At 67.5% G+C, this 25,179-nt stretch carries 23 protein-coding genes and 1 pseudogene; 16 read left to right on the top strand and 8 right to left on the bottom strand.

All coding sequences use genetic code 11. The annotated features are described in order from the left end of the window. Genes ACNQVK_RS22380 through ACNQVK_RS22355 form a run of 6 tightly spaced genes read left to right on the top strand, consistent with a single transcriptional unit; the run spans position 1 to position 4,354 of the window. Positions 1-1,182 carry a hypothetical protein gene (locus ACNQVK_RS22380; RefSeq protein ID WP_418031254.1) on the top strand — a complete coding sequence of 394 codons (1,182 nt, stop codon included), beginning with the start codon at positions 1-3 and terminating at the stop codon, positions 1,180-1,182. Further along, positions 1,125-1,337 (top strand): hypothetical protein, encoded by a 213-nt coding sequence (locus ACNQVK_RS22375; protein WP_418031253.1) that lies wholly within the window; start codon positions 1,125-1,127, stop codon positions 1,335-1,337. Before ACNQVK_RS22380 ends, ACNQVK_RS22375 begins: the two co-directional genes overlap by 58 nt. Continuing rightward, entirely contained in the window at positions 1,334-2,770 is a 1,437-nt protein-coding gene (locus ACNQVK_RS22370) for an acyl-CoA reductase (protein WP_418031251.1), read from the top strand. The genes ACNQVK_RS22375 and ACNQVK_RS22370 overlap by 4 nt, the downstream gene beginning before the upstream one ends. Before the next feature lie 54 nt (positions 2,771-2,824). After that, on the top strand, positions 2,825-3,580 hold the full coding sequence (locus ACNQVK_RS22365) for a YebC/PmpR family DNA-binding transcriptional regulator (protein ID WP_418031250.1): 756 nt from the start codon (positions 2,825-2,827) through the stop codon (positions 3,578-3,580). A 3-nt stretch (positions 3,581-3,583) separates the two neighbouring features. Then, positions 3,584-4,003, top strand: a complete 420-nt coding sequence (locus ACNQVK_RS22360; protein WP_418034260.1) for a MarR family winged helix-turn-helix transcriptional regulator — start codon at positions 3,584-3,586, stop codon at positions 4,001-4,003. Positions 4,004-4,024: 21 nt separating this feature from the next. Further along, positions 4,025-4,354 carry a rhodanese-like domain-containing protein gene (locus ACNQVK_RS22355; protein ID WP_044518029.1) on the top strand — a complete coding sequence of 110 codons (330 nt, stop codon included), beginning with the start codon at positions 4,025-4,027 and terminating at the stop codon, positions 4,352-4,354. A 12-nt stretch (positions 4,355-4,366) separates the two neighbouring features. Here ACNQVK_RS22355 and ACNQVK_RS22350 read toward each other — a convergent pair whose 3' ends face one another. Both ACNQVK_RS22350 and ACNQVK_RS22345 read right to left on the bottom strand, forming a co-directional pair. Then, a complete protein-coding gene (locus tag ACNQVK_RS22350) occupies positions 4,367-5,017 on the bottom strand; it encodes an SDR family oxidoreductase (protein ID WP_418031249.1) in 651 nt (216 codons plus the stop codon). 37 nt (positions 5,018-5,054) lie between these two features. Then, positions 5,055-5,888: an alpha/beta fold hydrolase gene (locus ACNQVK_RS22345; protein ID WP_418031248.1), complete on the bottom strand. Its 834-nt coding sequence runs from the start codon at positions 5,886-5,888 to the stop codon at positions 5,055-5,057. Positions 5,889-5,956: 68 nt separating this feature from the next. On the opposite strand from ACNQVK_RS22345, the gene ACNQVK_RS22340 reads away from it, so the two are divergent. The 6 genes from ACNQVK_RS22340 (at position 5,957) to ACNQVK_RS22315 (ending at position 9,641) form a co-directional block, all read left to right on the top strand. Next, positions 5,957-6,559: a TetR/AcrR family transcriptional regulator gene (locus ACNQVK_RS22340; RefSeq protein ID WP_418031247.1), complete on the top strand. Its 603-nt coding sequence runs from the start codon at positions 5,957-5,959 to the stop codon at positions 6,557-6,559. A gap of 37 nt (positions 6,560-6,596) precedes the next feature. Beyond that, the gene (locus tag ACNQVK_RS22335; RefSeq protein ID WP_418031246.1) at positions 6,597-6,965 is read left to right on the top strand and encodes a hypothetical protein; all 369 of its coding nucleotides are present in this window, start codon (positions 6,597-6,599) and stop codon (positions 6,963-6,965) included. Positions 6,966-7,040: 75 nt separating this feature from the next. Continuing rightward, positions 7,041-7,610 (top strand): crossover junction endodeoxyribonuclease RuvC, encoded by a 570-nt coding sequence (ruvC, locus tag ACNQVK_RS22330; RefSeq protein WP_044518035.1) that lies wholly within the window; start codon positions 7,041-7,043, stop codon positions 7,608-7,610. Further along, positions 7,607-8,194 carry a Holliday junction branch migration protein RuvA gene (gene ruvA / locus ACNQVK_RS22325; RefSeq protein ID WP_418031245.1) on the top strand — a complete coding sequence of 196 codons (588 nt, stop codon included), beginning with the start codon at positions 7,607-7,609 and terminating at the stop codon, positions 8,192-8,194. The genes ruvC and ruvA overlap by 4 nt, the downstream gene beginning before the upstream one ends. Further along, the gene (gene ruvB, locus ACNQVK_RS22320; RefSeq protein ID WP_418031244.1) at positions 8,194-9,249 is read left to right on the top strand and encodes a Holliday junction branch migration DNA helicase RuvB; all 1,056 of its coding nucleotides are present in this window, start codon (positions 8,194-8,196) and stop codon (positions 9,247-9,249) included. The genes ruvA and ruvB overlap by 1 nt, the downstream gene beginning before the upstream one ends. Before the next feature lie 5 nt (positions 9,250-9,254). Next, complete coding sequence (locus tag ACNQVK_RS22315; protein ID WP_418031243.1) at positions 9,255-9,641, top strand: DUF1304 domain-containing protein; 387 nt, start codon at positions 9,255-9,257, stop codon at positions 9,639-9,641. Here ACNQVK_RS22315 and ACNQVK_RS22310 read toward each other — a convergent pair. The 5 genes and pseudogenes from ACNQVK_RS22310 to ACNQVK_RS22290 all read right to left on the bottom strand — a co-directional run bounded on the left by ACNQVK_RS22310 (position 9,638) and on the right by ACNQVK_RS22290 (position 19,427). Next, entirely contained in the window at positions 9,638-10,906 is a 1,269-nt protein-coding gene (locus ACNQVK_RS22310; protein ID WP_418031242.1) for an HNH endonuclease, read from the bottom strand. The genes ACNQVK_RS22315 and ACNQVK_RS22310 overlap by 4 nt on opposite strands. Positions 10,907-10,942: 36 nt before the next feature. Then, positions 10,943-11,404: an SRPBCC family protein gene (locus ACNQVK_RS22305; RefSeq protein WP_418031241.1), complete on the bottom strand. Its 462-nt coding sequence runs from the start codon at positions 11,402-11,404 to the stop codon at positions 10,943-10,945. 84 nt (positions 11,405-11,488) lie between these two features. After that, positions 11,489-14,956, bottom strand: a complete 3,468-nt coding sequence (gene car, locus ACNQVK_RS22300) for a carboxylic acid reductase (RefSeq protein WP_418031240.1) — start codon at positions 14,954-14,956, stop codon at positions 11,489-11,491. A gap of 174 nt (positions 14,957-15,130) precedes the next feature. After that, a pseudogene (car, locus tag ACNQVK_RS22295) lies at positions 15,131-18,621 on the bottom strand (carboxylic acid reductase). Between the two features lie 170 nt (positions 18,622-18,791). Beyond that, positions 18,792-19,427 (bottom strand): maleylpyruvate isomerase N-terminal domain-containing protein, encoded by a 636-nt coding sequence (locus ACNQVK_RS22290; protein ID WP_418031239.1) that lies wholly within the window; start codon positions 19,425-19,427, stop codon positions 18,792-18,794. A 67-nt stretch (positions 19,428-19,494) separates the two neighbouring features. Here ACNQVK_RS22290 and ACNQVK_RS22285 point away from each other — a divergent pair, with 67 nt between their 5' ends. After that, positions 19,495-20,106 carry a hypothetical protein gene (locus ACNQVK_RS22285; protein WP_418031237.1) on the top strand — a complete coding sequence of 204 codons (612 nt, stop codon included), beginning with the start codon at positions 19,495-19,497 and terminating at the stop codon, positions 20,104-20,106. A 4-nt stretch (positions 20,107-20,110) separates the two neighbouring features. On the opposite strand, the gene gabT is transcribed toward ACNQVK_RS22285, so the two are convergent. Then, positions 20,111-21,451, bottom strand: coding sequence for a 4-aminobutyrate--2-oxoglutarate transaminase (gene gabT, locus ACNQVK_RS22280; protein WP_418031236.1), 1,341 nt, complete (start codon positions 21,449-21,451; stop codon positions 20,111-20,113). A gap of 160 nt (positions 21,452-21,611) precedes the next feature. On the opposite strand from gabT, the gene yajC reads away from it, so the two are divergent. The 3 genes from yajC to secF all read left to right on the top strand — a co-directional run bounded on the left by yajC (position 21,612) and on the right by secF (position 25,176). Beyond that, entirely contained in the window at positions 21,612-21,965 is a 354-nt protein-coding gene (gene yajC / locus ACNQVK_RS22275) for a preprotein translocase subunit YajC (RefSeq protein WP_409552074.1), read from the top strand. Positions 21,966-22,037: 72 nt separating this feature from the next. Further along, positions 22,038-23,885, top strand: coding sequence for a protein translocase subunit SecD (secD, locus tag ACNQVK_RS22270; protein WP_418031235.1), 1,848 nt, complete (start codon positions 22,038-22,040; stop codon positions 23,883-23,885). A gap of 4 nt (positions 23,886-23,889) precedes the next feature. Further along, positions 23,890-25,176, top strand: coding sequence for a protein translocase subunit SecF (secF, locus tag ACNQVK_RS22265; RefSeq protein ID WP_418031234.1), 1,287 nt, complete (start codon positions 23,890-23,892; stop codon positions 25,174-25,176). Positions 25,177-25,179 lie beyond the last annotated feature (3 nt).

Here is a 25,179-nt window from a genome sequence, read left to right as displayed (position 1 = left end):
ATGACCGCAGTCGACCAACTGCTCGCCCTGCAGACCGCGCCGGATCGCTACGACATCGCGCCCGCCGAGGTCGAGCGGCTGCAGATTGCCGCCGTCAATGAGCGGTTCGGCGCGCACCTCGATCAGATTCCGTTGCTGCGCAATCGCTCTCAGTTCGCGGAGATCACCAAGGTCTGCGAGCGGGACGACCTGGTGCCGCTGCTGTTCGCACACGGCGCCTACAAAAGCTACGCGCAGAACTGGCTGGCCGATGGCCGGTGGGACCGGATGGCCAAGTGGGTGGGCACGGTTTCCACGTGTGATCCGACGGGCGCGGACGTCGACGGTATCGACGGACTCGACGAATTCGTCAGCCGGATGGAGTCGGTCGGGTGCTACCTGACCTGCTCCAGCGGTACCACCGGAAAGCCCGCCATGATCGCCTGCTCGGAATCCGACCTGGATGTCGCCTCGCGGGCCAACGTCACTGGATTGACCTGGGCCACCGGCATACCGGCCGACGGCAGGCGCAAGCTGTTCGGTCTGGGTCCGCGCACCAAGGTCGAGCGCAACGAACGCACCCGCGTCGCCCTCGTGGAGGCGTTCTCCAGCGAGTCCGACAGCTATCAGTTGCCCGTCGACCCCATCTCTGTCGGCTCGATCATGCAGATGATCGAACTCCGTCGCCGTATCGCCGACGGTACGGCCGGCCCCTCGGAGATCTCGGCGTTCGAAACCATCAGTGCCGGGCGGCAGGACGCGATGGACGCCGCGAGCGCCGGAGCTGTCGATGAGCTCGTCGCTAGCCGCGACCGCCAACTGCTCCTGACCGGAATGTTCGCCTCGCTGTACCAGGTGGCCCAGGGAGTGCGGGAGAAAGGGTTCTCCGGTAACGATTTTCGCGATGACACCGCGTTGCTGGTGGCCGGCGGTCTCAAGGGCGCCGCACTGCCGCCGGATTACCGGGAGTTCATCTTCGACACGTTCAACATCGCCGATGAGCGGGTGTACCACTTCTACACCATGCAGGAGTTGAACACCCCGTTCCCCAAATGCCGGGCCGGCGCTACCACGTGCCGCCGTGGGTGTTGTTGCTGCCGCTGGACGAACCCGGCGAGAAGCTGGTCGATACCTCCTCGGGCCCGGTGCAAGCGCGCGGCGCGTTCTTCGATCTGTCTCTGGAGGGCCGCTGGGGCGGCGTAATCTCCGGTGACCGCATCGACGCCGATTTCGGGGAATGCCACTGCGGACACCAGGGGCCGACGGTCGGCCCGGACATCACCCGCTACGCCGATCTGGGTGGGGACAAGATCACCTGTTCGGGCACCATCGATGCCTACGTGCGGGGTGAGGCATGACCACGCTGCGCGCCCCGTTCATGATTCGCGGTGTGCTGGTGGATCCGCCGGAAAGCGGTGCCGTGACGCACAGGTCCCGCGATCTCGGTGCCGACTTCGCCACGCCGGTAGTCGATCTCGATGCCCTCGTCACCCCGCGCCCGGAACTATCGCCACTGCTTGAGGTACCGCTGGCCGAAATCATCGACTTCCTCGTCGAGACCGGCGAACGCCTGGCGCTCGATGTCAACCCGCACCTGCGGCGTTGCCTGGATCTGGTCGCCGAGACGAATCCGTTGCCGCGCAGGGTGGTGGAGAATCTCTACCGCAGCGCACCGGCCCTGCTGACCCGCGACAGTCTCTGGGCCCAGGTGGAATCCAACTTCGCCGATCCGTCCGTGCTCGACGGCTGGGTCAGCCGTACCGACGGCGCAGGCAACACCGGGGCCATCCGTGCTTTCCCGCCGCGCATGGTCCACATGCTCGCCGGTAACGCCCCGGCCGGCTGCATCGCCTCGATCGCCCAGGGTGCCCTGGTCAAGGCCATCAGCCTGTTCAAGATGCCGTCCTCGGACCCGTTCACCACCGTGGCGGTGCTGCGGACGATGGCCGAGATCGATCCGGATCACCCAGTCGTGCAGTCGATGTCGGCGGTGTACTGGGCCGGTGGCGATGAGGCGATCGAACGGGCGCTGTACCGTCCGCAGTACTTCGACAAGATCGTGGCCTGGGGCGGCGGACCGGCGATCAACAACGTCATCAAATACCTGGGCCCGGGCATACAGCTGGTGTCCTTCGACCCCAAGTCGTCGATTTCGATGATCGGGCGTGAGGTGTTCGACTCCGGCGAGGTCCTCGCCGAGGTGGCCGAGCGAGTGGCGGCCGACACCTGCGTCTTCAACCAGGAGGCGTGCCTGGCGAGCCGATTCGTGTTCCTGGAGACCGCCGACCGGGCCGAGGCCCGGCGGTTCTGTGCGGCGCTGTTGCCGCGACTGGGTGCAGACCGGCTGTTCGGTTCGGCGGTGGCGCCGCTCCCGCCCAGCGACATCCGCGACGAGATCGAGGTGATGGGCGCAATGGGCGACGAACTCGAGGTGTTCGGCCGCTTCGACGGCCGCGGCATGGTGGTGCTGTCCGACGAGCCGGTGGACTTTCATCCGTCGAACAAGATCTCCAACGTGGTCATGGTGGCGTCGCTCGATGACGCGGTGCGCCACGTCAACGTCGCGACCCAGACCATCGGCGTCTACCCGTATGCGCGCAAGGTCCGGCTGCGCGATGCACTGGCCGGTGCGGGCGCCCAGCGGGTGTGCCGGGTGGGCACCGCCAACGGTCACGTCGCAGGCGGCCCGCACGACGCCATGTACCCGTTGGCCCGGTTCGTGCACTGGATGGGTGACGACGACATCCTCACCGCCGACGCCAATGCGGCGCTGCCGATAGGTGCCGGGTAACGGCCCACGTAGACTGGAGAGCCGGAGTTTTAACCGGAAAAGGGGCGTACCTGCATGAGCGGCCATTCCAAGTGGGCCACCACCAAGCACAAGAAGGCCGTCATCGACGCCAAGCGCGGCAAGATGTTCGCCAAGTTGATCAAGAACATCGAGGTCGCGGCACGTGTCGGCGGGGGCGACCCGGCCGGTAACCCCACCCTCTACGACGCCATCCAGAAGGCCAAGAAGAGCTCGGTTCCCAACGACAACATCGAGCGGGCCCGCAAGCGTGGTGGCGGTGAAGAGGCCGGTGGCGCCGACTGGCAGAACATCACCTACGAGGGCTATGGCCCCAACGGTGTCGCGGTGCTCATCGAATGCCTGACCGACAACCGCAACCGCGCCGCCGGTGAAGTCCGCGTCGCGATGACCCGCAACGGCGGCAACATGGCCGACCCGGGTTCGGTGGCCTACCTGTTCTCCCGCAAGGGTGTGGTGACGCTGGAGAAGAACGGCCTGTCCGAGGACGACGTGCTGATGGCCGTCCTGGAGGCCGGTGCCGAGGAGGTCAACGACCTCGGCGACTCCTTCGAGATCATCTCCGAGCCGACCGACCTGGTCGCGGTTCGCACGGCGCTGCAGGACGCCGGTATCGACTACGACTCGGCCGAGGCCAGCTTCCAGCCGTCGGTGAGCGTGCCGGTCGACCTGGAAGGCGCCCGCAAGGTGCTCAAGCTCGTCGACGCGCTGGAGGACAGCGACGACGTGCAAGAGGTCTACACCAACATCGACATCCCCGACGATGTCGCCGCGCAGCTCGACGAGGAGTAGCCGCTGCCCGAGCCGCCACCATTCAGCCCGACCATCGCGCTGCTCACGATCAGCCGGGTCTGGGAATCCGCGTTCGTCGACGCCCTCAAACCGCTCGGGCTGACCACGCGCAAATTCGGATTGCTGGGGCACGTCCGCGGAAATCCGGGCATCTCGTTCAGTGAGCTGGCTCGGCGCTCGCGCATCACCGTGCAGAGTGCGCATGCGGCGGTCGCCTCGTTCGTGGAGGCAGGCCTGGTCGAGGACGCGACGGCGCACGCCGGCGCCGCGTCGACATTGCAGGTCACGGCCGCGGGTGAGGCGCTACTGGATCGGGCCGCCGGCGTGGTGACCGAGCTGGATGCGAGGTTCGCCCTGCAGTACCCCGAACTGACCGAAGCGCTGCGCGCATGTATGACGCGGGTCATGTCGGGTTCCCCCTAGCCTTCAGTTAGCCTGAAGGTTATGAGTTTCCGGCACTACCTCCGTCGGCCGCCGGCCGTCAGCGCCGCCGAGGCGGTCCGCCTCGTCGACGAGGGCGCGTTGGTGATCGACGTCCGTCGCGCGTTCGAGTGGAACCGGGTTCACATTCCCGTCGCGGTGCACATGCCGCTCGAGGAACTGCCCAAGCGCTGCCTGGAGCTTCCCGACGACCGTCTGCTCATCACCTTCTGTACCGGCGGCATCCGGTCCGCCGGGGCGGCAAATCTATTGGTGGAGAACGGTTTCGAGGCGGTCAACATGAGCGGTGGCCTGATCCACTGGCGTGCGGCGGGTGGACCGCTGACCCCCTGAGGTGGAGAACGATCAGTGCAGCGCGGCGTCGATGGGCGTCTCGCCGGCGATCACCTCGAAGGTCCGGCCCACGGTCTCCGGCTCGTGCAGCACGGCAAGCAGCACGCCGGCGACATCCTCGCGGGGAATGCTCCCACGGCCGGTGGATTCGGCGACGGTCACGTTTCCGGTGCCGGGCTGATCGGTGAGCCCACCCGGACGCACGATGGTGGTCCGCAATCCGGAGCGGGCCCGCACGTCGGCGTCCGCTTCGGACTTGGCGTGCATGTAGGCCAGGAACACCTCGTCGTAGTTCTCGTCGAGCGAGCGGTCGTCTGCGGAGAGCGCCGAGACCATCACATAGCGGCCCACGCCCGCGGCCTCGGCCGCGTCGGCCAGCAGAATCGCCGCATCGCGATCCACGGTCTGCTTGCGGGCCGCTCCGCTGCCCGGCCCCGCGCCGGCCGCGAACACCACGGCGTCGGCGCCGCGCACGGCGTCGGCGACCTCGGCGACCGATGCGTTCTCCAGGTCCAGTACGACCGCGGTCGCGCCGGCCGCCTCCAGGTCCGCCGCCTGGGCGGGGTTGCGGATGAGACCGACCGCCTCGTCGCCTCGCGCCGACAACAACCGTTCGAGGATCAGGGCGATCTTTCCGTGTCCGCCGGCAATAACCACGCGCATATCCGTACCTCCCGCGACCACGTTATCGCCGGGCCGCTCACTGGGTCAGGAAGCGGCCGATCTCCTCGGCGGTCCGTTCGGGTTGATCGAGCATGATCAGCACCCGGGCGTCCTCGATCTGGCGCAGCTGCCCGTTCGGCAGCAGGTCGGCCAGGCGTTGCCCGTGCGCGGGCGGCATCACCGTATTGTCGCTCCACAACACCAGCGCCGGGCCGGTGAAATCGGCGAGGGCGTTGGTGGCCCGGATCAGCTCGGCCTTGTCGAACCGGCTGCGGCAGTAGCCGATGAGGTCGCGGCGGACGCGCCGATCGGCCAGTGCGGCTTCGGTCCAGCCCTCGAAAATGTCTTGTGGAATCGACTTTTTCGACATCTCGCCCCACAGCATCGGCTGCCTGCGCAGCCAGCTGATCCGCATCTGGCGCAGCGCGAAGGAGACGGTGGCGGTGGTGCGGCTGGCGAGCCACAGCACCTTGGCGTAGGGGGCGGGCGGGAAGTTGTCGAAGGCCTCGGACGGGCAGATCACCAATCGCGCGATCCGTTTGTCGCGGCCGGTGTCGGTCAGGAACAGCGGGCCGCCCCAGTCGCTCACGATCAAGGTGACGTCGGCCAGATCCAGGGCGTCGAGGAAGTCGGCGATGATGCCGAGCATCCCGTCCATCTTCAGGTCGGCATCCTCCCGCATCGGTATGCGGTGTCCGCCCATTGGAAGTACGGGCAGCAGATAGCGGAAGCCGGCGGGCAGCAGGGGCAGCGTCGTACTCCACTGCGTGTCGTTCATCAGCAACCCGTGCAGCAGCACCACCGGCGGGCCGGACGGGTCGCCTTCTTCTCGGTATTCGATGGTTCCCGCGGGCAGTTCGACTGTTTTCATGGTGACCTTCCCAGCATTAGAACGTTGATTCTAGAATTTATGCTCTAGTGTGTCGGTAGGAGGTTCGGATGGCAAGGTCCACGAGGGAGACGATCCTGACCGCGACGGCCGAGTTGATGCGGCACAAGGGCTATGCGGCGGTCGGCATGAAGGACATCGTTGCGGCCTCCGGGGCCCCCATCGGATCGCTCTACCACCACTTCCGCGGCGGGAAGCTGCAGATCGCCCGTGAGGCGCTGATCGACGCGGGGGCCGCCTACGGGCTGCTCATTCCGACCATCGTCGACGAGTACGACGACCTGGGGCAGGCGGTCGAAGGCGTGTTCAGCCAGGCCGCGGAGGACATGTCGGCGAGTGGGTTCGCGAACATGTGCCCGGTCGGCACCGTGGCGGCCGAAACCTCCGACACCGTCGAGGAGTTGCGAGTCGCGGCGGCAGGGGTGTTCACCGCGTGGCTCGACGGCGGTGCGGCCTACTTCGCCCAGCGCGGTGTGGAACCCGCGAAGGCCCGCGAGGTGACGGTGGCAATGGTCGCCGCCCTCGAGGGCGCGTTCATCCTGGCGCGCACGTTGCGTGACGTCGAACCGCTGCTGGCTGCCGGCCGGGCATTGGCTCCGCAATACCGCGGAGTCGCCCTCGGGGCGAGAGTGCTCACCGATGCGGCAAACTGACCGGGCGGTGTGCGCCGCTGAAGGGGGTCGGGGGCTCATGGAGATCGGGCAAGAGGCGGTGACCGTCGGCTGGACGGTGCGGCGCAAGTGGATGTACGCACCGGACATGGCGGGGGATTCCGACGGAGTGGTCGGGGGGATTTTCACCGCCGTCGTGCTGCTGGTCTTCCTGGCCTGGCCGTTCTGGTTCGTGGCGAAATTCCTCGGGGTGCCCTGGACGATCGTCATCGAGCGGGATGGCAGGGAAGTCGGTACCGAACGCGTCAGGGGGTGGCGAGCATCGGAGCGGCGAATGGATGAGATCCGCCGGAACATCCTCACCGCCGGTGTCCCGCAGCAAAACCCGTCATACCCGACGTCGCGTCAGGCGGATCGGCAAAACTCATCGGACTACTGGTACCGCTGATTGGCGTGTCCCTGCGGCAACCCGTCGGTGCGGCCCGCTACGCTATCGAACAGATGTTCTGACGAAGGGGTTCGTGTGCGGGTGATGGGAGTGGATCCCGGGTTGACGCGCTGCGGCCTGTCTGTGGTCGAGAGCGGCAAGGGTCGGCAGGTCACCGCGCTGGATGTGGACGTGGTCCGCACCCCGGCTGATGCACCGCTCCAGAAGCGGCTGCTGGAGATCAGCGATGTGGCCGAGCACTGGATGGACACCCACCGGCCCGACGTGATCGCGATCGAGCGGGTATTCGCCCAGCAGAACGTGTCGACGGTGATGGGCACGGCCCAGGCCGGCGGTGTGATCGCACTGGCCGCGGCCCGCCGCGACATCGAGGTTCATTTTCACACCCCGTCGGAGGTGAAGGCGGCCGTCACCGGAAACGGCCGCGCCGACAAGGCCCAGGTGACCGAGATGATCACCAGAATTCTTGCCCTGCAAGCCAAGCCGACCCCGGCTGACGCCGCCGACGCGCTGGCGCTGGCCATCTGCCACTGCTGGCGCGCCCCGATGATCGCGCGGATGGCAGCCGCCGAGGCGATGGCCGCCGAACAACGCCGCAAGTATCAGGCCCGCCTGAAATCCACCGCGAAGGCGGCCCGGACATGATCGCCTCGGTGCGTGGTGAGGTCATCGACATCGCCCTCGACCATGCCGTGATCGAGGCCGCCGGCGTCGGCTACAAGGTGATGGCGACGCCTTCGACGCTGGCCAACCTGCGCCGGGGTGCCGAGTCGCGGCTGATCACCGCGATGATCGTGCGCGAGGACTCGATGACGCTCTACGGGTTCGCCGATGGCGATGCCCGCGACCTTTTCCTGACGCTGCTGGGAGTGTCGGGAGTCGGGCCGAAGATCGCGCTGGCGACGCTGGCGGTCTACGACCCGCAGGCCCTGCGGCAGGCACTGGCCGACGGGGACGTGACAGCCCTGACCCGAGTTCCCGGCATCGGTAAGCGTGGCGCAGAGCGGATGGTGCTCGAACTGCGCGACAAGATCGGTCCGGTCACCCCGGGGGCGATCGGCGGGGCCATGGGTCATGCGGTGCGCGCCCCGGTGGTGGAAGCCCTTATCGGACTTGGCTTTGCGGCCAAGCAGGCCGAAGAGGCCACCGACAAGGTCCTGGCCAACGACCCCGAGGCGACGACGGCTTCCGCGCTGCGGTCGGCGCTTTCCATGTTGGGTAAGAAGTAGTGGGCCGTTTCGACGATGACGACGAACCCGACGAGCGGGACGTCTCTCCGGCCCTGACGGTCGGTGAAGGCGATGTCGACGCCAGCCTGCGACCGCGCTCACTGGGCGAGTTCATCGGTCAGCCCCGGGTGCGCGAGCAACTGCAGCTGGTCATCGAGGGCGCCAAGAACCGCGGTGGCACACCGGATCACATCCTGCTGTCCGGCCCTCCCGGGTTGGGCAAGACCTCGCTGGCGATGATCATCGCTGCCGAGTTGGGTTCCTCGCTGCGGCTCACCTCGGGTCCCGCGCTGGAGCGGGCCGGTGACCTGGCGGCGATGCTGTCCAACCTCGTCGAGCACGATGTGCTGTTCATCGACGAGATTCACCGCATCGCCCGGCCCGCCGAGGAAATGCTGTATCTGGCGATGGAGGACTTCCGTGTCGACGTGGTGGTCGGCAAAGGCCCTGGCGCCACATCGATCCCACTTGAGGTCGCGCCTTTCACGTTGGTGGGGGCGACCACCCGGTCCGGGGCGCTGACCGGTCCGCTGCGGGACCGGTTCGGGTTCACCGCGCACATGGACTTCTACGAGCCGGTCGAACTCGAGCGGGTGCTGGCCCGCTCGGCAGGCATCCTCGGCATCGAGTTGGGCGTCGAGGCGGGCACGGAGATCGCCCGGCGCTCCCGTGGCACGCCCCGCATCGCCAACCGGCTGTTGCGCCGGGTCCGGGACTACGCCGAGGTCCGCGCCGACGGCGTGATCACCAGCGATATCGCCAAGGCCGCGTTGGAGGTCTACGACGTCGACGAACTCGGCCTCGACCGCCTGGACCGCGCCGTGCTCTCGGCGCTCACCCGCAGCTTCGGCGGCGGCCCGGTCGGGGTGTCGACCCTGGCGGTGGCGGTGGGCGAAGAATCCACCACGGTCGAGGAGGTTTGCGAGCCCTTCCTGGTGCGTGCCGGCATGGTGGCCCGCACCCCGCGGGGCCGGGTGGCCACGCCGCTGGCGTGGACGCACCTGGGCATGCAACCGCCGGTTACCGGACTGGGGCAGCCCGGCCTGTTTGAATAGACGGCATGGTCATCGCCGGTTTGGTGTTTGCCGCGCTCGCCGCGGTCCTGCATATCTACATCTTCGTGATGGAGTCGCTGACCTGGACTTCACCGCGTACCCGCGCCACCTTCGGCATCAGCGAGGAGGAGGCGCAGGCCACCAAGGAGCTCGCGTTCAACCAGGGCTTCTACAACCTGTTCCTCGCGATCGTCACGGTCATCGGCATTGTCGCGGTCGGTGTGGGGCACAACGGGGTTGGGTTCGCTCTGGTGTTCGCGGGGGTCGGGTCGATGCTGGCCGCCGCCGCGGTCCTGCTGACCAGCTCGCCGGACAAGGCGCGCGCCGCGATCACCCAGGGTGCCTTCCCTCTGATCGCGGTCGTTCTTCTGGTCGTGGCATTGCTGGTCTAGGCCGCGCGCTTGTTGATCACGAGGTGGATTTCTCGGGTCAGCACCCGCAGGCCACCGGCCAACGGTGGCGCGGTCGACCGATAGGTGGCACCGGTGGGGGTGATGAATTCTGTCGTGTGCCGGCCTGATTCGTCGACACCGGCCACCACTTGCCAGCCGGGGCTCTCTTTGACGTAATTGCAGCGCTCGCACTGCCCCTGACCGTTGGCCGCGGACGTTGGCCCGTTCCGGTGATGTGGCGTCACGTGGTCGATGTGCCGGATCGGGGCATCGCAATAGGGCGTGCGGCAGGTTTGATCTCGGGTGGCGATGAAGCGGGCGAGGCCCTTCGGGAATCGCCGGGACCGGGATTCCATTGCGACCAGTGCTCCGGTATCGGGGGCCGCGTAGAGGCGTCGCAGGGTGGCCCAGGAGTTGTCGTCCGCGAGGGCGGTTCCGATCATGCGTCGGGCCGCCGCTGCGGGAATGGGCCCATGGCCCTGGAGGTATGCGGGCTGCGTGCTGCCCGCGAACAGGGTGTCGTCGGAGAGCACCAGGTTGACCGCGACAGGGATGGGTTTGGTGACATCGCGGCCGGTGATGCGGGCGGTCAGGGTGTCGGCCATGACCTGACCGCGGTTGCGGCCGTCGGCGCAGCGGTCGGCCACGTCGGTGAGTGCCGAGCGCACGGATGCCGCGTCGGTCGCGGGCAGCAGGGCCGTGACGATGGCCATGGCGTCAGGGGCGGGCCGGAAGGTGACGTTGCGATCCTCGGGGGCGCGGGTGGCCCGTTCGATGACGGCTACCGGATCGAGTTGGTAGGCGATGGTTTTGGCGTCCGCAGTCAGCCGCGCATCGCCCAGAGCGATCAGCGTGGTGTGGTCCGCGCAGAGTTGTTCGTCGAGGCGACGGCGGTCAACGGGGGATAGGCAGGCGGCCTCCCGCACGATCAACCGGGCGCGGGACTCGGTGAGCACCCCGGATTCCAGGGCGGCCAGCGTGCACGGCATGTCGCGCACGAGGATGCGGGCATCGGCGAGGTGATGGCTGCCGCGGGTGGGCGAATCCATGCGGGCCAATCCGATTTCCGAACCCAGTCCGCGGCCGCGCCGCGCGGCGGGTATCCCGGCGGCGGCTTCCGCGGCACGGCGGGCGGCCTCCAGGGCGGCGGTGGCGCGGGCCTGCCCGGCGGCGGCGGCGGACTTGAGCCGTTCGAGCTCGGCGATGCGATCCCGCAGCGCCGCCTCACCGGCACCGGGATCGATCCGCGAAAATTGTTCGAACACGTGTTCGATACTAGGCCGAGGGTCCGACAAGTTCGCCTAGCTGCGGCTTTCCACCCAGTCGGCGAGCGCGGCCAGCGCCATTCGCGTGCCGGTCTCGTTGTCGGCCGGGTTCACCGCGTCGGGAATCCCGTGGTGCTCGATGAGGACGTCGGTGCCGTCTCCGGACTCGCGCAACGTCGTCGTCATCGTCATCACGCCGGCCACGGCGGGATCGTCGCTCTCGAACTCGATCGCCTCGACGACCCGCTCGTCCGGCACCAGCTCGACGAAATGACCGTGATACGTGTCGGTGTGGGCGCTGGACTTCCCGACGGCGTCGGGCGAGTCGTAGTGCAGTGAGATGCGAAATGTCCCGCCCTCGCGCGCGTCGAATTCGTGTACCTCGCTGCGCATTCCGGCCGGAACCCGCCACGCCGCGATCGCGTCGGTGTCGACGAGCGCCCGATAGACCGCGACGCGGGGTGCGTTGACGTGGCCGGAGACCCGGGTGCTGGTCATCTCGCCACGCTACATACTGATTGGCCGCGGTCCTTTGTAGGGACCGCGGCCGCTCAGGGGATTCTTCCCTTGTGGGGAAGTCTTTTACAGCAACCCGAGCATCTGCAGGTTGGTGATGTACTTGACGATCACGGCCGGGCTGACATGGGGGATGTCCTTGTCGGGCCCGATCTTGGCTTCCTGCACCGCCGCCCGGAACCGGTCGGTCGGCGCGGCCGCGCCCAGCAGCGGATACGACGGCTGCTGGTAGTTGTGCAGCAGCGGCAGCAGTGAGGCTTGGCGCTGCCTGTCCGGCAGCGTGCGCAACGCAGTGTCGAAGCGCTGCAACCACTGGCCGTAGTCGTCGATGCGGTGCACGGGGTAACCAGCTTCGATCAGCCAGTCGGTGAACTCGTCGAGACCGAGGCCGTCGTCGTACGGGTTCATCACGTGATACGTCTCGAACCCTTCGGTCACGTGCACGCCCAGCGTCGAGATCGCCTCGGCGATGAACTCGACCGGAAGCCCGTCGTAGTGAGCCCGCTGGCGGTTGCCGTCCGCGTCGAGCTCGTAGAACGATCCGGGTGCGATGCCGGTGGCCACCAGGCTCAGCATCAACCGGGTGAACATGTCGGGCAGGTTGAGCTGGCCCGAGTAGGTGGTGTCGGCCAGGATCATGTCGCAACGGAACACCGAGACCGGCAGACCGCAGAGATCGTGGGCCTCACGCAGCAGGACCTCGCCGGCCCACTTGCTGTTGCCGTAGCCGTTGGCGTAGGAATCGTCGACCTGCCGGGTCGGGCTGATCACCCGGATATCGGCATCCTCGACGAACTCGCCGGGCTTGATGCCCCCGGCCACGCCGATCGTCGAAACGTAGACGAACGGCTTGATCTTCGTGGTGAGCGCGATGCGGATGAGCTCGGCGGTGCCCAGGGCGTTCGCGTCGAACATCTGGCTGTACGGCAGCACGTGGTTGACCAGAGCGGCCGGGTCGACGATCAGGTCGACGTCATCGGCGAGTCGCTGCCAGGTGTCGCGGTCGAGACCAAGGTCGGCCTCGCCCTTGTCGCCGGCGATCACTTCGAGGTGCTCGGCGGCCAGATCCTGGTAGTGCGCAAGCAGTTTCGGGTCACCCACGTCGAAGGTGGCGTCGAGCCGGGCACGGGCCTCGGCGTCGCTCTTGGCGCGGACCAGGGCGATGACCTTGCCGTCGACCAGGTCCATGCGCTCCAGCCATTCCAGGGCCAGATAGCGGCCGAGGAAGCCGGTGGCGCCGGTGAGCAGCACCGTGCGGACCTCGGTCGGGGCCTTGGGCAGCGTCGGTGCCGCGGCCAGGGTGTCCGCGTCGAGGAACTTGTCCAGCGTCAGGTCACTTGCGTGCACCTCGGTGGCGTCACGTCCGTGCACCGACGCATACGTCGGGCGCTTGGATCCGTGGCGCTGCGCCTCGATGTAGCCGGCGATGCCGGCCAGATCGGTGGCCGGACTGACGATCACGCCGACCGGCACGTCCACGTCGAAGATCTCGTGCAACAAGTTGGAGAATGTCAACGCCGACAACGAGTCTCCGCCCAGATCGGTGAAGTGGGCGTCGGGTGCGAGGTCGGATGCCGCGGCGCCCAGCAGGGCCCCGGCGGCACGGCTCACGGTGTCGAGAACGGGTGCGTCGCCACCGCTGCGGCGCAGTTCACTCAGCTCGTTGGCCTGTCCCTCGGCCAGTTCGGTGTAGAGCTGCTCCAACCGCTCGCCGTAGTGGGTCTTCAGATTGGGCCGGGCCAGCTTGCGGATGCCGGTCAGTAGGCCGTTCTCCAGGCTGAACGGTGTTGTCTCCACGATAAAATCGCGGGGCACCTCGTAGGACTGCAATCCGGCGGCACGGGCCGCGTCCTGAAGCGAATCGTTGATCGCCTGCTTGGACACAGAAGGATCGGTGGGCACGACCACGGCCAGCAGGTAGGAACGCGCGCTGTTGCCGTAGACGAAGATCTGTCGCACCAGCGGGCTGTCGCCGAAGACGGCTTCCAGCTTGGAGACGGCGACGAACTCGCCCTGCGAAAGCTTGAGCACGTTGTTGCGGCGGTCCAGGTACTCGACGTGATCGGGACCGAGCTCGGCGACGATGTCGCCGGTGCGGTAGTAGCCGTCCTCGTCGAACATCTCGGCGGTGATCTCCGGACGCTTGTAGTACCCGGGGAACATCTGCTCGGACTTCACCAGCAGCTCACCACGCGGGTGGGGCTGGTCGGTGCGGAAGTAGCCCAGGTCCGGGACGTCGACCAGCTTGTAGTCGATCACCGGCGGACGCTGGATGTGGCCGTCGACGAAGACCGAACCGGCCTCGGTCGAGCCGTACCCCTCCAGCAGGTGCATATCCAGCAGGCGCTCCACCCAGCTGTGCATCTCGGCGGAGATCGGCGCGGAGCCGGTCATGGCGGAGACGAACCGCCCACCCAGCAGGCCCTCGCGGACTTCGGCGAGCACCTCGTCCTCGCTGCCACCGGAGCGGTCCAGGCGGCTCTGGTACTCCTGGAACAGCATGTCCCAGATCCGCGGCACGAAGCTGAGCTGCGTGGGCCGGACCAGGGCCAGATCGTCCAGGAAGGTCGACAGGTCGCTGCGTGCGGCGAAGTACGCGGTGCCGCCCGAGCTCAGCGTGCCGATCAGGATGCCGCGGCCCATGACGTGGCTCATCGGCATGAAGTTGAGGGTGATGGCGGGCAGCACGGCCTGGTTTTCGTCCCAGGTGGCCTTCGACGCGAGCTGCCACATGTTGGCGACCTTGCTCTCCGGGTACATCGCGCCCTTGGGGGTGCCGGTGCTGCCCGAGGTGTAGATCAGCATGGTCAGCGGGTCGGCCTGACCCGGGGTGTAGAGCGGTGCGTCGGCCAGTGAGCGGCCGCGATCGAGGACGTCGGACAGCGGCTCGACGACCACGTCGGTATCGGCGAGCGCGGCCTTGGCGGCCTGGAAGGTCTCACGTTGCGCGTCGACCTGGGGGCGGTAGTCGAAGACCACCAGGCGGCGGGGTGCGGGTCCGGAGCGGACCAATTCGACTGCGTCGTCGAGGAAGTCGATGCTCGCCGCGATCACGGTCGGTTCGGTCTCGGCGACGATGGGCCGCAGCGTGGCGACCGGGGCGCTGGTCTGCATCGGCACCGACACGGCGCCGAGTTCGATGAGTGCGGTGTCGATGGTGGTGTAGTCGACGCTGGTGAACCCGAGGATGGCGACGCGGTCGCCGGGCTTCACCGGGTGGTTGTGCCATGCGTTGGTGACGGCCTGGATGCGGTCGCCCAGCTGGCGGTAGGTGATGGTGTCAAAACGGGGCTGAAGCTCCGCGGTCGTGCGGCCGTCGGCATCGGTGACGAGTTCCACGGCGCGCTGTCCGAGCGCGGGGCGGTCGGCGTAACCGGCGAGCACGCCTTTGACGATGGCCGGTAGCCGTAGTTCAGGCTGGGCGACGGCGGCGTTGACGGCGTCGCTGGGGCGGGCATCGGCGAACTGTGAATCGGTTTCGTACAGCGTGGCGATCCGGCGTTGGAGCCGGTCCTCGCGTGTTTCGGTGGTCATATCGGTCCCCTGAGCAAATCAAAATAACTATCGTCGGCACGTTTTCCGTGCCTACTGATTACTACGTTAGTAAAACTAATTATATTTCGAGATGCCAGCTCCGGTGGTGCGAGATGCGTCACCCCGAACGACGTGCGCTCGCCCCACGCCGGTGTGGGACGAGCGCACGGGTTCTTACAGGAGGCCCAGCTGCTGCAGGTCGGTGATGTACTTGACGATCACTGCCGGGCTGACATGGGGAATGTCCTTGTCGGGCCCGATCTTGGCTTCCTGCACTGCGGCCCGGAAGTGGTCCGTCGGGGCCAGGGCGCCCAACATCGGCCGCTCGGGCTGCTGGTAGTTGTGCAGCAGCGGCAGCAGTGAGGCCTGGCGCTGCTTGTCCGGCAGCGCGCGCAGGGTGCTCTCGAAGCGCTGGATCCACTGCGAGTACTCGGCGATGCGCTCGATCGCGTAGCCGGCCTCGATCAGCCAGTCGGTGAACTCGTCCATGCCGAGGCCGTCGTCGTAGGGGTTCATCACGTGGTAGGTCTCGAAGCTCTCCACGGATTGCCCACCCAGCGTCGAGATCGACTCGGCGATGAACTCCACCGGCAGCCGTCGTAGTGCGAGCGCTGCCGCTTGCCGTCAGCATCGAGCTCGTAGAACGAGCCCGGCGCGATACCGCTGGCGACGAGGCTGAACATCATCCGGGTGAACATGTCCGGCAGGTTCAGCTGGCCCGAGTACGTCGTGTCGGCCAGGATCATGTCGCAACGGAACACCGCCACCGGCAGCCCGCACAGGTCGTTGGCCTCGCGCAGCAGGACCTCACCGGCCCACTTGCTGTTGCCGTAGCCGTTGGCGTAACCGTCGTTGATCTTGCGGACCGCGCTCATCTGGCGGACGTCGACGTTCTCGACGAACTTGCCCGGCTCGATCTGATCGCCCACGCCGATGGTCGACACGTAGGTGTACGGCTTGATCTTCGTGGTGAGCGCGATCTTGATCAGCTCGGCGGTGCCGAGGGCGTTGGGCCCGAACAGCTCGCTGTACGGCAGCACGTGGTTGACCAGTGCGGCCGGATCGACGATCAGGTCGACGTCATCGGCCAGTCGCTGCCAGGTCTGCTGATCCAGGCCGAGGTTCTCCTCGCCCTTGTCGCCGGCGATCACCTCGAGGTGGTCGGCGGCCAGATCTTGATAGTGCGCAAGGAGTTTCGCATCGCCGCTGTCGAAGGTGGCGTCGAGCCGGGCTCGGGCCTCCTCGTCGGACTTGGCCCGCACCAGGGCGATGACCTTGCCGTCGACCAGGTCCATGCGCTCCAGCCATTCCAGGGCGAGGTAACGGCCGAGGAAGCCGGTGGCGCCGGTCAGCAGCACGGTGCGCACCTCGCTGCTCGCCTTGGGCAGGTTCGGCGCCGCGGCCAGGGTGTCCGCGTCGAGGAACTTGTCCAGCGTCAGATCGGCGGCACTGACTTCGGCGGCGTGCCGTCCGTGCACCGAGGCGAAGGTCGGGCGCTTGGATCCGCTGCGCTGCGTTTCGATGTAGCCGGCGATACCGGCCAGATCGTTGGCCGGGCTGACGATCACGCCCACGGGCACGTCCACATCGAAGATCTCGCGCAGGAGATTGCCGAAGGTCAACGCCGACAATGAATCTCCACCGAGGTCGGTGAAGTGGGCATCGGGTCCCAGATCCGACGCGGCAGCGCCCAGCAGGGCGCCGGCAGCCCGGCTCACGGTCTCCAGCACCGGGGCGTCGGCGCTCAGGGACCGCAATGCTCGAAGCTCACCGGCCTGCGTCTCGGCCAGCTCGGTGTACAGCTGCTCCAGCCGCTCGCCGTAGTGCGCCTTCAGCTTCGGCCAGGCCAGCTTGCGGATACCGGTCAGCAGACCGTTCTCCAGCGTGAAAGGTGTTGTCTCGACGATGAAATCGCGCGGGATCTCATAGGACTGCAGGTCGGCTTCCCTGGCGACGTCTTGCAGGGATTCGCTGATCGCCTCTTTCGAAACGCCGGCGTCGGTGGGCACCACCACGGCCAGCAGATAGGGCTGCGCGCTGTTTCCGTAGACGTAGATCTGTTGCACCAGAGGGCTGTTGCCGAACACTGCCTCCAGCTTGGCCAGCGTGACGAACTCGCCCTGGGCGAGCTTGAGCACGTTGTTGCGCCGGTCGACGTAGCGCAGCTGGTCCGGGCCGATCTCCGCGACGACGTCGCCGGTGCGGTAGAAGCCGTCCTCGTCGAACACCGACGCGGTGACTTCGGGGCGCTTGTAGTAGCCGGGGAACAGATTCTCGGTCTTGATCAGCAACTCGCCGCGCGGGTACGGCTGATCGGTGGCGAAGTACCCCAGGTCCGGGACGTCGACCAGCTTGTAGTCGAGCACCGGCGGACGCTGGGCGACACCGTCGAAGAGCGCCATCCCGGCCTCGGTCGAGCCGTAGCCCTCCAGCAGGTGGATACCGAGCATGTCCTGGGTCCAGGCCTTGAGTTCGGCGGAGATGGGCGCCGAGCCGGTCATCGCCGCGACGAACCGTCCACCGAGGACCTTGTCCCGCACCTCGGCCAGCACCTCGGCCTCGACCGCATCCCGGTCCTGACCGGCATCGGCCAGGCGGTGATCGACCCGGCTCTGGAACTCGCTGTGGATCATCTCCCACACGCGCGGAACGAAATTCAGCTCGGTGGGCCGCGTCAGAGCGAGGTCCTCCAGGAGTGTCGAAAGGTCGCTGCGGGCCGCGAAGTAGCAGGTGCCGCCTGCGGCGAGAGAGGCGTAGAGAATGCCGCGGCCCATCACATGGCTCATCGGCATGAAGCTCAGATTGATTGCCGAGCTGACCGGTCCGAGCCACGCCTTGCTGTTGCGCCGCCAGAACTTGCCGACCGAGCTCTGCAGGTACATCGCGCCCTTGGGGGCGCCGGTGCTGCCGGAGGTGTAGATCAGCAACGCGAGCGGGTCGGTGCCGTCGGTCTCGGGTGCCGGGGGTGTCGGCAACTCGCTGCCGCGGGCCACCAGGTCGGCCAGGGTGTCGACCGCGATGGCGCGGTCGGCTGCGGTCAGTCGCTCGGTGGCCGATGCCACCGCGTCGCGATGGTCGTCGACCTCGGGGTGGTAGTCGAAGACGAGCACCTGGGCCGGAGCGTGGGCGGTGAGCGCCAGCTCGACGGCATCGGCGAGGTGGTCGACACTCGCGGCGATCACTCGGGGCTCGGTCTCGGTCACGATCGGTGCCAGCGACTCGGGCGAGGAGCTGGTCTGCAGGGGGACCGACACCGCGCCGATCTGGCTCAGTGCGGTGTCGATCACGGTGTAGTCGGCGCTGGTGAATCCCAGGATGGCGATCCGGTCGCCGGCTGCGACGCCGGACGCGTGCAAGGCGGCCGCGAGGGCGCGGAGCCGGTCCCAGAGCTCGCCGTAGCTGATGGTGTCGAACCGGGGGAGAAGGTGCGCGGTGGTCCGTCCGGTGGCCGGGTCGGCGACGAATTCGAGGGCGCGTTCTCCGAGCGCGGGCCGCTCGGCGTAGCCCTGCAGGACGGTCTGGACGATTTCGGGCAGGAGCAGGCCGGGGACGTCGACGGCGGCGGTGACGGTGTCGCTGGGAATCGCGGCGGCGAACTGTGGATCGGTGGCAGTCAGATCGGCGATACGGCTCGCCAGTTGCTCATCACGAGTATCAAACGACATCAAAAAACCCTCTTTACAGATAGCTGAAATAATCACCGGCGCGACGTTGCGCTCACCAACTACTACGTTAGTGAAACTAAACTTATTTCCGGAAAACCAGCTTCTGAGCTGTCAATGTGCTGTGAGTCTGGCCGTTCCCGCGTGCGAGCCGGGGAGCGCCTGATAGCCGGTCATCGGATTGCTGGAACGGCCACCCGCGCGGGTATCCGCCCGGCGAGCGCCTCCACCGCGGCAGCGGGATCGGGGACCGCGATCAGTAGGTCGCGAGTGGCGGCCAGGGCGCGATCCGATGGGGTGACGCCGCCGACGGCATCGGCCAGATCGAGTAGGTGCACGGTGGCCTCCAGCAGCGCGACCTCGGCAACCACGCCGAGCGTGGTGCTGCCGACGACGGGGTAGCGGATCACCGTCTCGTCGGCACGCGCCATCTCGGGCAGGCGGCGCAGTTGGACGGCTGCCGCGAAGAAACGGGCCGTCGCTGCCGCGGGACTCAGCGTCGAGGCCTCGTTCACGGCCTGAGCGGCGATCCGGTCCGCCGTGGTGGTGGCGACACCGTCGGGCCGGTTGAAGACGCGCAGCATCTCGGCGGCGTCGGTCACCGCGGGCGGCCCGTCCGCCCTGGCCCCGGCCAGTTCGTCGAACGTCGTGGCCTCCGGGCACACATGGGCGACCAGGGACTGGACGTCCCAGGCCTCGCAGCGGGTGGTGTTGCGCCACTGCGTTGCGGTGAGGCCGGCGCACCGGTTGCCCCATCGTTCCCAGGCGGCGGCCAACTCATCGCGCAGGGCGTTCCCAACGAGACGCATCCCCTCAGGGTAGGGGCGTTACTGCCACGGAGTTTGGGGTACCCACCGGGGTGTCAAAGGAGGCATCATGACCGAATTCGATACCCGCGGCAGTCGTCTGCGCATGGAGCGCAGTCGCGGAGCCGCCAGCGGGTTCCTGCTGGTCCTGCTCGGAATCTGGGGTGCACTGATCCCGTTCATCGGGCCGTACTTCGACTTCGCCTTCACCCCGGACCAAGCCTGGGTGTGGACGTCGGCGCGCGGCTGGCTGGAGGTGCTTCCTGGCGCAGTCACGGCGCTGGGCGGTCTGCTCCTTCTCGTTTCGGGTAACCGGGCCACGGCCCACCTCGGCGGATGGCTGGCAGTGCTGGGCGGGGCCTGGTTCGTGGTGGGCCGGGCGCTCGCAGGGCCGCTGGGCATCGGTGATGCCGGGATGCCGATCGCGGTGACCGACGCCAAGCGCGTGTCACTGGAGCTGGCCTACTTCTCCGGGCTGGGAGCGCTGATCGTGTTCCTCGGCGCGATGGCGGTCGGCCGGTTGTCGGTCCGCAGTGTGCGTGATGTCGAGTACGCGCAACGCCCCGTCGTCCCCGCAGAGCCCGTCGCGGTCGCCGACGCGCCGCCCGCCGAAGTCACGGCCGCGCCCAAACGCCGGAGCTGGGGCGGACTGTTCGGTGGACGTCACACCCACGCGCACTAGCGCGTCAGAGGTCCCGCAGGATCAGCTCGAGCACGTCGAGTCCCTCGACGAGCAGTTCGTCGCTGATCGTCAAAGGCGGCAGGAAGCGCAGCACGTTGCCGTAGGTACCGCAGGACAGCACGATCACCCCGGCCGCATGGGCACCGGCGCACAGCGCCTTGGTGAGATCCGGGTCGGGTGTGGTCGTGCCTGCCTTGACCAGTTCGACGGCGATCATCGCGCCACGGCCGCGCACGTCGCCGATCCGGTCGTCCTCGGCCTGCAACCGGCCCAGCCGGTCCTTCATCAGCAGTTCGATGTGCTGGGCGCGGGCTACCAGACCGTCGGCCTCGATGGTCTCGATGGTGGCCAGCGCCGCCGCGCACGCGATCGGGTTGCCGCCGTAGGTGCCGCCCAGCCCGGACACGTGCGGCGAGTCCATGATCTCGGCGCGTCCGGTCACCCCGGACAGCGGCAGACCGTCGGCGATGCCCTTGGCGGTGACGATGAGGTCGGGATCGATGCCCTCGTGCTCACACGCGAACATCGCGCCGGTCCGGGCGAACCCGGTCTGCACCTCGTCGGCGATGAACACCACGTTGTTGTCGCGGCACCACCCCAGCAGCGCGGGCAGGAACCCGTCGGCCGGGACGATGAACCCGCCCTCGCCCTGGATGGGTTCGATGATGACCGCGGCCAGGTTGTCGGCCCCGATCTGCTTCTCCATCACGTCGATGGCCCGCTTGGCCGCGAGCGCGCCGTCGGTGGCCAGCTCCTTGCCGAACTCGGCATCGCGGAACGGGTAGGACAGCGGCGCCCGGTAGATCTCGGGCGCGAACGGGCCGAAGCCGTGCTTGTAGGGCATCGACTTCGCGGTCAGCGCCATCGTGAGGTTGGTGCGTCCGTGATACGCGTGGTCGAAGGCGACGACGGCAGACTTGTGGGTATAGGACCGGGCGATCTTGACCGCGTTCTCCACAGCCTCCGAACCGGAGTTGAACAAGGCCGAACGCTTCTCGCCGCGGACCGGCGTCAGCCGGTTGAGGTGCTCGCAGACCGCCACGTACTGCTCATACGGCGTCACCATGAAGCACGTATGGGTGAACTCGGCGGCCTGTGCGGCCACCGCCTCGACCACGCGCGGCGACGAATTGCCGATGGTGGTGACAGCAATGCCCGAGCCCAGGTCGATGAGCCGGTTGCCGTCGACGTCCTCGACGATGCCGCCCCCGGCGCGGGCGGCATACACGGGCATGGTGTTACCCACGCCCCGCGCCACCGCCGCCGTTTTTCGGCCGATCAACGCCTCAGATTTGGGGCCGGGGATGGTGGTGGCCAGATGGCGACTCTGCTCGGGATGACTCAACACTGCCTCCTCGACAGGGAAGGGCGGCGCCGGAAAGAACGCGTATCGAGCCTAGTCGCGCGGACCGCCAGTCGGCGGCGAATGGGGTGGTCCGGGTCGGCGGCGGTATCGTGGCCTCGGTCGCCCTGACATCTGACACAACACGAAAGACATAACTGACATGGATCTCGTCATTTTCCTGCCCCTGCTGATCGTCATGGGCGCGTTTATGTTCTTCGCGTCGCGTCGTCAGCGCAAGGCCATGCAGGCGACCATCGACCTGCACAACTCGCTGCAGATCGGTGATCGGGTACACACCACCTCGGGCCTGCAGGCCACGATCACCGGTATCACCGACGACAACGTCGACCTGGAGATCGCCCCCGGCGTCGTCACCACCTGGATGAAGCTCGCCGTGCGCGACCGCATCGAGGAGGACACCGACGACGAGGCCGGCACCGACGTCCCGGCGGCGGCGACCGAACTGACCGAGAGCACCGGTGTCACCGACACCGACGGCCTCAAGAAAGACTGACCGCAGAGCACCCAGGACAAGCACGTACCCTTTGCGGTGCTGACGAACTGATCTCGAGGAGACCCTAGAAACGTGGCATCGTCTTCGGCGCCGGTGCATCCTGCGCGCTACCTGACACTTTTCCTGGTCCTTCTGATCGGCGTATATCTGCTGGTGTTCCTCACCGGCGACAAGCAGGCCAAGCCAAAACTCGGCATTGACCTGCAGGGCGGTACCCGGGTGACGCTGACAGCGCGCACCCCGGACGGCTCGACGCCGACCAGAGAGGCTCTCAACCAGGCCCAACAAATCATCAGTGCCCGCGTCGACGGTCTCGGAGTCTCGGGCTCGGAGGTCGTCATCGACGGCGACAACCTGGTGATCACCGTTCCCGGTAACGACGGCAGCGAGGCCCGCAACCTGGGCCAGACCGCGCGTCTGTACATCCGGCCCGTCGTGCATGCGATGCCTGCCAAGCCGCCGGCCCAGCAGGGGCAGCAGCCCGGCGCTCCGGGCGCTCCTGGGGCCCCCGCGGCACCGGGTGCCCCCGCGGCACCTGGCGTTGTACCGGGTGCGCCCGGCGCAGTACCGGGCATGCCGGGTGCGATTCCGGGCCTGGCACCGGGTGCACCGGGCGAGGCCCCGGTGGCGCCGCCCGCGGGTGAGCCGGTCCCGGCGCCCCAGCCGCGGCCCTACCCGCTGGACCCCGCGCCGACTCCCGGCGAACCGACTCCGGCCCCAGCCCCGGCCCCGGGTGAGCCCGGCCCGGCGCCTGCCCCGGCCCCCGCGCCGGCTCCGGCACCGCCCAAGCCGGGTGACGCCAAGGCCGCCCTGGCCCAGCGCATCTCCGATGAGAAGGAACTGCGGCAGAGCACCAACCCGTCGATCCAGATCCTGGCGCTGCAGTACCAGGCCACCCGGTGCGGCGAGGAAGACGTGCTCGCAGGCAACGACGATCCGAACCTGCCGCTGATCACCTGCTCCCAGGACGGCCAGACGGTCTACCTGCTGAGCAAGTCGATCATGAGCGGCGAGGAGATCGCCGACGCCACCTCCGGGCTGAACCAGCAGCAGGGCCAGTACGTCGTCGACGTGACGTTCAAGAGTGGGGGCGCCAAGACCTGGGCCGACTTCACCGCCGCGAACGTGGGCACGCAGACGGCGTTCACCCTCGACTCACAGGTGGTCAGCGCGCCCGAGATCCGGGAACCCATCCCCGGCGGCAACACCCAGATCACCGGCCAGTTCACTTCGGACTCGGCCAAGGAACTGGCCAATGTGCTGAAGTACGGCTCACTGCCGCTGTCGTTCGAATCCTCTGAAGCCGAGACCGTTTCGGCGACGCTGGGCCTGTCCTCGATGCGGGCCGGCCTGATCGCGGGCGCGGTCGGCCTGGCCGCGGTGCTGTTGTACTCGCTGCTGTACTACCGCGTGCTCGGCCTGCTGGTGGCGCTGTCCCTGGTGGCTGCCGGCGCAATGGTTTTCGCCATCCTCGTGCTGCTCGGCAGATACATCGGCTACACGCTGGACCTGGCCGGTATCGCCGGTCTGATCATCGGTATAGGCACCACCGCGGACTCGTTCGTGGTGTTCTTCGAGCGAATAAAGGACGAGATCCGCGAAGGCCGGTCCTTCCGGTCGGCTGTGCCACGAGGCTGGGCGCGCGCCCGCAAGACGATCGTGTCGGGCAACGCCGTGACCTTCCTGGCCGCCGCGGTGCTGTACTTCCTGGCGATCGGCCAGGTCAAGGGCTTCGCGTTCACGCTGGGTCTGACCACGATCCTCGACATCGTGGTCGTGTTCCTGGTGACCTGGCCGCTGGTGTACCTGGCGTCCAAGTCCCCGACGATGGCAAAACCTGCCCTCAACGGTCTCGGCGCGGTGCAACAGATCGCGCGGGAACGCCGGGAGGCTTCGCATGCGACCGCGGGACGGGGATAAGCACATGGCTGCAAAGAGCAAGACCACCGACGACACGGCCGCCGAGGACGTCAAGGACACCGCAGTGGAGGCGCCGAACATCGAATCCTCCTCTGCGGCACTGCCCAAGCACGGATTCTTCGTCCGCCTCTACACCGGTACCGGCGCCTTCGAGGTGATCGGCCGCCGCAAGCTCTGGTATTCGGTCAGCGGCATCATCGTCGCGATCTGCATCGCCAGCATGGTGCTTCGCGGGTTCACCTTCGGGATCGACTTCGAGGGCGGCACGAAGGTGTCGATGCCGTCGGCCGGTTCCGAGGGGATCGTCACCGTCCAGCAGGTCGAGGATGTCTTCAACAAGACCCTGAACAAGGCGCCCGAGGCCGTCGTGCTGGTCGGCAGCGGTGCCTCGGCGACGGTGCAGATCCGTTCGGAGACGCTGTCCAACGACGAGACCGAAAAGCTGCGCACCGCACTGTTCGACGCGTTCCACCCCAAGGGCAGCGACGGCCAGCCCAGCAAGCAGGTGATCAGCGACTCGGCGGTGTCCGAGACCTGGGGCGGTCAGATCACCCAGAAGGCGTTGATCGCGCTGGTGGTCTTTGTCGTGCTGGCCTCGATCTACATCGCCTGGCGCTATGAGCGCTACATGGCGATGGCCGCGATGGCCACCCTGGTCTTCGACCTCGTCGTGACGGCCGGCGTCTATTCGCTGGTCGGGTTCGAGGTCACCCCGGCCACCGTCATCGGTCTGCTGACGATTCTGGGCTTCTCGCTGTACGACACGGTGATCGTGTTCGACAAGGTCGAGGAGAACACCCACGGGTTCGAGCACACCACTCGCCGAACATTCGCCGAGCAGGCCAACCTCGCGGTGAACCAGACCTTCATGCGCTCGATCAACACCAGCCTCATCTCGGTGTTGCCGATCCTGGCGCTGATGGTGATCGCGGTGTGGCTGCTGGGCGTCGGGACCCTGATGGATCTGGCCCTGGTTCAGCTGGTCGGCGTCATCGTCGGCACCTACTCGTCGATCTACTTCGCGACGCCGCTGCTCGTGACGCTGCGTGAGCGCACGGAACTGGTGCGCAAGCACACCAAGCGGGTGCTCAACCGGCGCGAGAAGGGCGCCAAGGCGTCGACGGCCACCAAGGAGACGGCAGGCACCTCCGACGCCGAGGTCACCGAGTCCGGTGCCCAGACGGTATCGGCGTCGGTGGCCACCGAGCCTGCTCCGGCCAAACCGGCACCGGGTGCACGTCCCGGCCCACGGACCGGACGTCCGTCGGGCAAGCGAAACACCCGGCGGTAAACC

The sequence above is a fragment of the Mycobacterium sp. 134 genome, assembly GCF_048282715.1.
GTDB lineage: Bacteria > Actinomycetota > Actinomycetes > Mycobacteriales > Mycobacteriaceae > Mycobacterium > Mycobacterium septicum.
Note: the sequence above shows the minus strand (reverse complement) of the source record. Positions and strands in the feature narration are given on the sequence as shown.